The sequence below is a fragment of the Coriobacteriia bacterium genome (assembly GCA_034370385.1).
GTDB lineage: Bacteria > Actinomycetota > Coriobacteriia > Anaerosomatales > PHET01 > JAXMKZ01.
Genome location: JAXMKZ010000003.1, coordinates 1 through 1,372, shown reverse-complemented (window position 1 = coordinate 1,372; position 1,372 = coordinate 1). Strand labels below are relative to the sequence as shown.

The 1,372-nt window shown below is 64.8% G+C and carries 1 protein-coding gene; it reads right to left on the bottom strand.

The genetic code is table 11. The features are described 5' to 3' along the window. Positions 1-25: 25 nt before the first annotated feature. Positions 26-1,024: a transposase gene (locus U1E26_00015; protein ID MDZ4168024.1), complete on the bottom strand. Its 999-nt coding sequence runs from the start codon at positions 1,022-1,024 to the stop codon at positions 26-28. Positions 1,025-1,372: the final 348 nt, after the last annotated feature.

Genomic DNA, 1,372 nt, shown 5'->3' with positions numbered 1-1,372 from the left:
GGCGCGGCGGGGACGTCCGTGCTTTTCATGTCTTATTTGCCAGTTCCCCAGTCGGCTTGGCCGAGCGCAACTCCGCCCGGGCCGTCTCGACCGCACGACTCACCGACGCCGGGTTCATCGCGCACAAGCGTCCCAAGTCCGCAATCGATAGGCCCGCCTCGCCCATGCTACGCAGAAAGAACTCCCGCCGTGCTCGGCAAACCCGACGCTCGCGTGAGCCTCCCAGAACCCTCGGGGGCGCTACTCGCCACTTCTCCGCGGTCTCGTCGAGGATTACGCTCCAGTCTCTCCGTGTTGCCGTCGGCATAGACTGCTCCGCTGCACGCCAGACGGTTTCCACAAACACTCCGTTCCCCAGCACCCGTTCATCGGCGGCCTCACGGTCCTCGGGCCTGCGCCGAAGCACCTCCGCCACCCCTCCCGCGCTGCGAACAAGGCCCCCGCCGGAAAGGTCGTCGCGCCGTCCTTGGTTCCATCCCGCCGACACGAACTCCCGGTAGCGCGCAAGCGCCTCCGGCTTTCGCCGGCCGAACCGCTCCAACACCTCGTCCACTTCCTGCCAGTCGGCCTTTCTCCTGCCCACCAGCGCGGCGTGCCCACTCCAGGGGTAGCGGTTCAGTTCGTCTACCGAGTGAACCAACCGCGCGCGCACCGGGTTGAGTGCGACATACCGGACGAGTTCCAGAAAGTGTGGCTCTTCTTCCACCACCACGCTCTTGTAACGATTCTGGAAGAGGTGCCCCGACCGACCGTACCGCAGGTTGAACCGCACCGCATGGCTCGTCATCAGGCGCCGCATGAGCCAAGCAAGCCCCCGTTCTCCGGGTTTGAGCACGAGGTGAAAGTGATTCGACAGCAGGCACCACGCATACAACATGGCGCCCCCTGCGGGCACCAACTCGCCCAACCGTTCGACAAACGTCTCCCGATCCCGATCGTCGCGAAAGATGTCGGTGCGTTCAATCCCGCGGGCCATCACATGATACAAGAGGCCTGGGATGTCCAGTCGCGGTTGCCTCGGCATGGCAGCCACGCCTACCGCGCGTGCGACAGACCGTCAACCCAATAAAGCACGAAAAGCACGGACGTCCCCTCCGTTTCAGAGGCCCTGCGCTACCAGCTCACCGAGCTGGAGCGCATCGAGCGCATGCTGCTGCGGCGGCTCTCCGGCGAACTCTTCCGCACCGCTTCCCCAGCGAAGGACGAGGAGGAGGAGGAGGACGACGATGAATGACGACCTGGAGCAGCTCTTGCAGACACTGCACCTCAAACGCATCCGTGAGGTGCTCGATCGGGAACTGGAGCGGGCGACCCGGGACCAGACCAGCTACTCGGAGCTGCTCGCCCGGCTGTTTCGCGAAGAGTCCCTCTA